This is a genomic window from Methylorubrum podarium (assembly GCF_022179745.1).
Lineage (GTDB): Bacteria > Pseudomonadota > Alphaproteobacteria > Rhizobiales > Beijerinckiaceae > Methylobacterium > Methylobacterium podarium.
In genome coordinates, this window is sequence record NZ_BPRD01000280.1 from 1 (window position 1) to 8,322 (window position 8,322).

General features: G+C 64.1%; 4 protein-coding genes, 1 tRNA gene and 1 pseudogene. 1 reads left to right on the forward strand and 5 read right to left on the reverse strand.

Features of this window, described 5'->3' with window-relative positions; translation table 11 throughout:
* Nucleotides 1–117 precede the first annotated feature (117 nt).
* On the reverse strand, nt 118–2,262 hold the full coding sequence (locus tag MFF42_RS14400) for a helicase-related protein (protein WP_238256344.1): 2,145 nt from the start codon (nt 2,260–2,262) through the stop codon (nt 118–120).
* A gap of 361 nt (nt 2,263–2,623) precedes the next feature.
* The gene (locus MFF42_RS14405) at nt 2,624–4,258 is read right to left on the reverse strand and encodes a putative bifunctional diguanylate cyclase/phosphodiesterase (protein WP_238256345.1); all 1,635 of its coding nucleotides are present in this window, start codon (nt 4,256–4,258) and stop codon (nt 2,624–2,626) included.
* Nucleotides 4,259–4,932: 674 nt separating this feature from the next.
* Between MFF42_RS14405 and MFF42_RS14410 the strand changes: the two genes are divergently transcribed.
* Nucleotides 4,933–5,598: a DUF1796 family putative cysteine peptidase gene (locus MFF42_RS14410; RefSeq protein WP_238256346.1), complete on the forward strand. Its 666-nt coding sequence runs from the start codon at nt 4,933–4,935 to the stop codon at nt 5,596–5,598.
* 124 nt (nt 5,599–5,722) lie between these two features.
* Here the strand turns inward: MFF42_RS14410 and MFF42_RS14415 are convergent.
* The 3 genes and pseudogenes from MFF42_RS14415 to MFF42_RS14425 form a co-directional block, all read right to left on the reverse strand.
* Nucleotides 5,723–5,875, reverse strand: a pseudogene (locus MFF42_RS14415) (IS3 family transposase); the annotation flags it as partial.
* Nucleotides 5,876–6,120: 245 nt separating this feature from the next.
* Nucleotides 6,121–6,858, reverse strand: a complete 738-nt coding sequence (locus MFF42_RS14420) for a sulfotransferase family 2 domain-containing protein (RefSeq protein ID WP_238256347.1) — start codon at nt 6,856–6,858, stop codon at nt 6,121–6,123.
* A gap of 1,331 nt (nt 6,859–8,189) precedes the next feature.
* Nucleotides 8,190–8,279: transfer RNA gene (locus MFF42_RS14425), tRNA-Ser, on the reverse strand.
* Nucleotides 8,280–8,322: the final 43 nt, after the last annotated feature.

Sequence of the window (8,322 nt, forward strand, 5' to 3'; positions counted from 1 at the left end):
AAAAGGCAGCGGGCTTTTTGCCGTTCAGGGCATTCCGAACGGCATGAGAGGCAGTGGACCCCGAAAGGGGAGGGGGCCTCATATCCGCCGCTCGGCCGGGCGTCCGCCGCGGAACCGTCAACGCGTTCCCACAGCGCGTCGGGTTCGTCGCTCCGCCTTACGCGTCGCCGTCTCTCGCAAGTGATGCTCGATCGCGTCGTTGGCGCGCCCGCGCATCTGCCGGATCGCCTCGACATCGTCGAACGTCTCGGGAAAGCGCCGCGACAGCCACAGATAGGCGCTGGCGAGCCGCACGGTCCGCTCCTGATAGTCGAGTTCGCCGGCGAGGCTCGCGCGCAGGGCCGGCACCGTCGCTCCCGCGGCCCGGACCTGACTCCACCGCTCCAGCATGCCCATGGCGATCTCGTCGCGCCGGTTGATCGGGCAGACCGAGAAGACGAATTTCTCCTCGATCGGAAGGCGCGCGCGGTCGATGATGCGCGCGATCTCCAGAACCTCCTCCAGGGCCGACGGCTGGAACGGCGAGCCGGCATAGAAGGTGGCGCGCGCGAAATGCGTCATCACCTCGTAGAGGCTCGAAGTCCGCATCTCCTCCGCCACGGAGCGGATCGCGGTCAGGTCCGGGCGCACGTAGAAGCGCGTGTCGGCCGCCGGGGCCGTGGGGGCGCCGGCCAGGGCGGTTCGGATCGGTTCGATGGCGGTCGCCTCGGTGGCCGCCACGGTGCCGACATCGTGGTAGCCGTAGCGCCCGGCCCGGCCGGCGATCTGCCGGATCTCGGAATTGGTGAGGGCGCGCTCCCCGACGCCGTCCCACTTGCGCACGGCCGAGAAGACGATCCGCTTCAGCGGACCAAGATTGAGCCCCATGCCGATGGCATCTGTCGTGACGAGGACGTTGGCGTCCCCGGATCGGAACCGCGCCGCCTCGGCGCGCCGGACCTCCGCCGACAGAGCCCCGTAGATGGTCGCCACCCGGTGCCCGCGGGCGACCAGGATCTCGCGATTCTCGTGCACGGCGCGGCGGGAGAAGGCGACGACGGCGTCGCCCGGCTCGACCTTCTCCAGCGGGACGGGCTCGTCCAGAAGCACGAGCGGCGACTTGCGCTCGAAGCCGATCACCTCCAGCGACTCGTTCGCCGCCTCGGCGGCGCGGCGGACGTACGACAGGGCATCGTCGGATCCGCAGACGATGACGGTCTTGGCCGGGACGCCGAACAGGGCGTTCGTCCAGGCCCAGCCGCGATCCGGATCCGCGAGCATCTGGATCTCGTCGATGACGGCGACGTCGATCGGGCGGGTGAGGTCGGCCGTCTCGATCGTGCGGGCGGTGTGGGTCGGCTCCGGCTCCCCCAGCACTTCCTCACCGGTGACCATGCCGGCACGCAGGCCGCGCTCGCGCAAAGCCTCGTAGTTTTCGAGCGCCAGGAGCCGCAGCGGTGCCAGATAGGCACCGGTCGGCGCCGCGGTCAGCGCCTGCAGCGCGGCGTAGGTTTTGCCGGAATTGGTCGGCCCCATGTGGAAGAGGATGCGGCGGTTCAGCCTGCGCGCCGCCGCGAATTTTTCGATGTAGGCACCGAACCCGACCTGATCCCGCAGGCGCCGCAGGCGCGAGCCCTCCCGCGCCACGGCCTTGGCCCGCTGCCGGACCGGCGTCAGGGCGTCCGCGAGGGAGCGGGCGAGCCTGGGACCGAGGCTGAACGGGCGGGAGCGCAGCGAGCGGTCCATATGCTCGAGATAGGCCGCGGCGTCGGCGCCCACGTCCCGGAGATCGGCGAGGATCTGGGCCCTGAGCCGATCGATCGGCTTATGCAGGTCGCGCGCGACCTGAACCTTCATTCCCGTCACGGCGGCGCGCAACTCGTCCAGGCGGCGTGCCGGATCGTTCCGGGCGGCCATCCCTTGGAGGATCTCGGCGGTGATCGGGTCCGGCGATGCATCGATGCGCAGGTCCAGCCGGCCCGCATCGAGCAGCGGGATGCTGATCCGGACGCTCCAGCGGATGCGATGGTCCTTGGTCACCGCGGCCCTGAGGGCGGGCACCGCGCGCTTGAGGGCAGGAACGCCGGTCTCGGCGAAGGCGCGGGCCATCCGCATCTCCCGCAGCGCGCGCGCCACGCGCTCGTCCTCGATCACCGCTCCGAATTCCGGCAGTTCGAGCTGCGTGCGCAGGGCCTCGAGATCGACGGTGTTCGGCGCCAGGCCGAGCCGGCCGACCGTTTCGATCAGGCTCTCGACGGTGGGGCGGAGGCGCTTACGGGCCATGAGCTCACTTTCGACGACGGCGTCCGTCCGCCGGCCGGATCTTCATATCAGGCCGGACCGAACGCGGTGAGCGTGGCGCGAGATCATGAAGTGGTCGAGGAGCGTGCGTCTTCCAGGGAGCAATCCCCACAGTGAGATGCGAGGTTCCCGCGCCCTGCCGCGTGCCGGTCGGAGGGCAGGAGTGACCCGGGCGCCGATCGTACGGGCGATGTCATGCGATATCCGCAAGATCGCTTCGGCGTCGCCTCGTGATGACGGAGCGGGGCCGAACCCGAGGTGATCGACCGGACGCCGTATTAGGGGGGAGGGAGGACAGCGCTTCGGCACGACGATGCCGCGCAGAGTCCCGCCGCCTCGGATTTCACGCCGCTCGGCCGAGTCCGCACTGAACGAAGGCTTCCTTGGGCACGGCAAGGATGCGGCTTTCGAGCAGGCTGGGTATGCCGACCAGGTCCGGCATCGGCCCGGCCCGCAGCATCTGCGCGACGTCCTCCTTCGGCATCGGCTTGCCGAAGAGGTAACCTTGGCCGAAGTCGCAGCCCTGGTCGGAGAGCCAGTCGACGCTCGCATCCGTCTCGATGCCCTCCGCCGTGGTCACGAGACCGAGACTGGAACCGAGCTTGATGATCGCGTCGACGAGTTTGGCGCGCTCGGCGCTCATGGTGATCGTGTCCACGTAGGACCGGTCGATCTTGAGCTTGTCGAACTTCAGCTCGCGCAGGTGGTAAAGGCTCGAATAGCCGGTGCCGAAATCGTCGAGGGCAATCCGGACGCCGAGATTCTGCAGCGAGGTCAGCGTGGCCCGCGCCGCCTCCAGATCGCGCACCAGGGCGCTCTCCGTGATCTCCACCTCCAGCCGGTGCGGCGAGAGCCCGGTCTCGGCCAGGATCGCCAGGATGCGCTGGGCGAGGTCCCGATCCTGGAACTGCTGGGGCGCGATGTTGATCGCGAGCAGCAGATGCGACGGCCAGGATCGCGCGTCGAGGCAGGCCTGCCGCAGCAGGTGATAGCTGAGATCGGCGATCATGCCGGTCTCTTCCGCGATCGGAATGAACTGGTCCGGTCCGAGCAGGCCCCGGGTCGGGTGGCGCCAGCGGGCCAGCACCTCGAGTCCGACGCAGTCGCGCTGCGGCAGCGAGACGACGGGCTGATAGAAGGGCTCGATCTTGCCGGACTCGATCGCCTCGCGCAGCTCCGCTTCGAGCGCAGCCCGCTCCCGCAGCTCCGCGTCCATGGAATCCTCGAAAACCCGGCAGGTGCCGCGCCCTTCGCGCTTGCCCTGGTACATGGCGAGATCCGCCGCGTGCAGGAGCGCGTCGGCATCGCTCTCCGCGCTGACCACGGCGATGCCGATGGTCGCGCCGATCTTCACCGCACCGCCGTTCCAGGCAATCGGCGCGACGAGGCTCGCGATGACCTGCTGGGCCAGCCGCGTGAGGTTGTCGAGGCTGCCCGTGAAAGGAACCAGGAGAGCGAACTCGTCGCCGCCCAGACGCGCGGCGAGGCCGCCGGCCGGCAGCAGATCTTCGAGACGATCGGCCACGGCGCAGAGCACGGCGTTGCCGGCGGCGTGACCGTAGAGGTCGTTCACAGGCTTGAATCGGTCGAGGTCGATCAGGAGCACCGCCGCCCGATCACGCCCCGCCATCCGTCCGCGCAGATCCTCCACCGCCTCGACGAAGAGGCGCCGGTTGGCCAGACCCGTCAGGGCGTCGTGGCGCGCGATCGCCTCGGCCTGCTTCGTGGCCGCGTCGCGCTCCCGCATGGTTCGCCGCAGGATCAGCGACTTGCGGACGGCGGCTCCGAACAGCGCGATCCCCATGAAGCCGGCCTGCATGACCAGGTCGAGCAGGCCGTGGCGCAGGATGAAGGCGGTCGCGATTTCGAAGGCGCCGAGCTGGCTCCCGATCAGGAAGCAGCCGGTGCCGATCATCAGCAGGCAGAGCGTTTCGTACAGTTCGCCCTGTCCCCAAGAAGTACGCCGCACACAAGCCATCCCACGCCCTGACCGGTCAGGTTGGTCGATAGCGGCAAGATCCTAATGGAAGCCTTCGATTTATCGGATAGGTTTCCGTAATGCGGAAAAATAACAATTCATCTTGTTTCCAAGGCGGCCGAAATGTTTCAGTGCTGAGATAACATCTTTTTGCCTGTCGATAGTTCCTGGGTACTGTCGGTCGCGCCGCTGACTTGGAGCGTCATCTCTTCTTCATCGAAGACTCCGACCGTGCCCAGCACAGCCCGGACTTCGTCCCGCGGGTTGGGATGCCCGCTGCCGTCCGGTCGCCATCGGCGGTTCGGTGGTCGAGGCGGATCGGCTGCAGCTCGACGCGGTGTTCGCCGGGGCCGTGGGCGCGCAGTGCGGATGGAACGCAGAAAGCGCTTGGACGACCGCGTGAAGCAACGGGTGAGCGACAGGGCAGGCGAATTCGACAGAGCTTTAACGCTCAGGACGCCTGTCGTATGACCCTTGGCCCGCCGGTTGACGATGTCGGCCGGCGCAGCAGGGAACGCAATGTTTCGATCAAGGATCGAGCGGGGTTTCGTTGGCAACTTCATGCTGGCTGCCGAGATTGAGCGGCGCCGAGAGGCCATGCTGGAAAGCCTGTAAGGACGCTAATCATTTCGTTTGGTCGATCGGCCGCGGAATGCCTATCGGTGAGAATTAAAATGCATCTGGCGGATATTCAAAAGTCATACGACCTGATCGTGAGTCTCGGAAGCGCCTGCGATCCGGCGGCCCATCTGCGCCAGAGAGGTCTTAGAAAGTATAGCATGCCATTCGATTGGGTCGTAACAAATACGATTCCAATCGTATCGCGTGTGATCGCGAATGATTATGAAGAATTCATGGATTTTAAAAATCTCACACTTGATCAAGGCAATGCTATTTTCAATGATGAAGATGATGGAGTTAACGGCGAATACAGCCAGAAATTGAAGAGCTATTTTGTTAAAGATAACAAATATGACGTCCTATCAGTGCATGATTTTCCAATTGTTGAAGGGAAAGCTTGGGATGCGACGTACCCGATCTTCAGGGAGCGTCTCGATCGAAGGGTTCGACGCCTGCGGGCTGACCTAACTCAATCGAAGTCCATATTGTTCATCCGCTGGGCCGGGGCCTTAGCGGATGCGGTTGATTTGTATTCCACGCTGAAATCTAAAACGAGCGGGGAAGCGAATCTTCTCGTCCTATGTCCGGTTGACGGGGCGTCTGGTGTCGGTCCCGACATCTCGAGCGTAGATGGGGTTTGCTACGTGCAGGTGCCAAATCGCCCGGCGGACGATGGGCTTTGGGATGAAGTGCTGAAAGGCATTTCGCTACGTTCCTGAGCGGCGGGAGGAAATCTGGCCTGCTGGTGGTCCGGCGGACACTATCCTCGGCTCTGACCCGAGCTGTGGTATCGCGGGGTCTGTCGTGTCGTCAGTCGAATCCGTTATTTGCAGCATGGCGACGGCGATGGCCACGGACAGACGACCGTGACCACCAGTGCAGCATCGTCTCGGGAACGTCGAGGTCACGCATCGCCTGCGCGACATGGACCCCACGCTCCTGAACCAAGCGAACCGACTCGACTTCGAGTTCACGCCCGACCGCAAGACGCTGCAGGCGCGCCTTCGACTTCACCACCACACCTGACCCGCGTGTGCGTGAAACCGACAACACGCCAGATCCCCTGCGCCGCTTGGACAGCCTTCGCAACCCACACGCTGCGGCCGAAAAAGGGAGATCGCTACCGTTGACGCAGCGCTCGAGTGTCTGGGTGTGTAGAGGGCGCCGATCCAGGATGGGCAGTTCGTGGATCATCTGGCTACCGATAATAGTGTGTGCCGGTATTAACCATTCTCATTCTGTCAGTCGGCATTTATATTGCCCGATTTGAATAACCCATCAAAGTCATTGAGTAAAAATTCCCGTAAGACAAGATCTTCCGCATTGTCGTTTTCCATCTTGCGGCGGAGGGCCGGCCCTACGAGCCGCTGCAGAACCTCTGGATTGCTGGCTGATTCGGCATTGCTGTTGAGCTTTGGGACGGCCGATGCCGCCTCGCCGCCGGTCAGTTTCACGACGTAGCTGAGCAAATCGTCGATCCGGCTCAGGTCCGCGACGGCGTCGAACGTTTTTTCGACAGCAATACGCGCCTCGACAAAGCCTGCACCGGAAAGATATCGGCACTGGGAATTGACGACCATCGATGGATAATTTTCGACCATGTAGAAATAGAAATATGAAAATCCCCTGCCGGCCGTTTGTTTGTATACAGAGCCTAATGCTGTCGGAACTCTCAAATTGAAATTGTATAAAGAGACAATCCTCTCGATGGGCTCTCTGATGCAAGAAAATACGACCATGTCTTTTCTGCGAATATCTCTCAGGGCATTCTGGAAATCTGGTAGCGTAACGTGGCCGGCAACGTAATGCGGGGCTTCTAGAATGGCCGCAACGATAAAACTTTTCTGGTCTTTTAGATCATCCGAACTATTAACTCGTATCGTTTTGCCGCTGTAAATGAATTCGAGTGCTTCGTGGAGCGAATTTCCACCTGTTCTCTCATTGTGAACAAGTATCGCTGATTTATTCGGATGTCCCATTTGCTCTGTCTGCTAAGCCATGAACGCTGCTGACAGTGCGTGAAACGCCTTGCGCTGGCAAGCGGGTTGGCAAACGGAAAGTCCCGCTGCGACTGTGCCGGACGGGCTGAGAGGAGTAGGGGCGCGGACGGCGATCACGGCACGATCTGGAAGCGCAATGTTCTGTGCCCAGGTGATCGGTCAAAAGTATCGTCGGCGCGGATTGCTGACGTATTCCGACGCCGCGTCGCACTCGCCGTCTCCGGGCTCGAACGCCGTCGGCACGGTGAAGCACGTCGTGATGACGTGCAGGCTGAGACCTTGCGGCGGGCGCTGGTACCTGGCCGGCACCTCCACCGTGCCCACTCCCCCCAACGGTGTCAGAGCCCTGGGCGAGGCTCCGTGTTGGGCGGATTCTCACGATGGCGACCCTTCCGTCAAAACCAGGCGGTAACGAGCGCCAAAACATCCCGAAGGGCGATTTCGCGCTGCGCGAGAAACGCGAGCATCCTTACGTGGACGCGGTTAACGTGCGTCACGCGGGGCCCACATTGCGAAGCACCTAGATGGGGACCGGTGCGCGGCCGATAGCTGGAGCCTGGGCGCGCCTGGGACGAGCCGGCAAAATGGCCTGGAGAGGCCCTTCGCTGTCGGCGAGTTATTCCGGTAACCAGCGCGGTTTCCTTCCGATCGGACAAACCCGCGGTCCTTCAAACCTCCCTGCCGCATCGTCTCGGGAGGTCGTCCTGAACCCTATGACGTGGATGGCGCCGGGCATGGGGCCGTGGCTGGCTGGCCTTCGGCTCCGTCGAGCGCGGCGCGGTCGGCGACTCACCCGCCCAGGCGGCCGGAGGTTGCGGCGTCGGCTTCCACCGCGGGCCTCCGGCGCCTGCAGGCCCGACGCTCACGGCGGATACGACCGCGAGGCCGGTAATTACGGTGGTTAAGGCTGCCGCTGGAATGGAGCGAACCGCGCGAACTCCTCGCCCTCGGCTGAGCCGACCCGGCGATGGACGGGCCTCAGCCACCGCAACAGCAACCGGAAGAGCGATGCCCGATGGGCTCGCTCGCGCTCACAGGGCGACCTTCCGAAGCCGTTGCCGAAGAGCAGCAACTGCCAGGATCGAGCCGGTCTCTGATGGCACTGCAGATCGGGCAGGTCGGAGGCAGGCCGTGACGGTGGGACTGGCAAGCAGGGCAGAAGAGATGACGAGGGTGGTCAGGTCGGAGCCCCGCCGCACCGGTGTCGCCGAAGGGCGGGCTTCTTTCGCTCGTCCTGCAAAGCCCGACAGGCACGAAGACGATGCCGCAGCCCCGAAACCGAAATAAACTGCACTAATCGAGCGAATGACTGGCGGAGGGAGCGGGATTCGAACCCGCGATACCGTTTCCGGTATACACACTTTCCAGGCGTGCGCCTTCAACCACTCGGCCACCCCTCCGGAACCGGCCGGGGACCGACGCGGGCGCGGGGCGCGGGCGGTG

Coding starts and splice junctions, on each gene's coding strand:
- MFF42_RS14400 (WP_238256344.1), bottom strand. CDS start 2,262: ATGGCCCGTAAGCGCCTCCGCCCCACCGTCGAGAGCCTGATCGAAACG.
- MFF42_RS14405 (WP_238256345.1), bottom strand. CDS start 4,258: ATGGCTTGTGTGCGGCGTACTTCTTGGGGACAGGGCGAACTGTACGAA.
- MFF42_RS14410 (WP_238256346.1), top strand. CDS start 4,933: ATGCATCTGGCGGATATTCAAAAGTCATACGACCTGATCGTGAGTCTC.
- MFF42_RS14420 (WP_238256347.1), bottom strand. CDS start 6,858: ATGGGACATCCGAATAAATCAGCGATACTTGTTCACAATGAGAGAACA.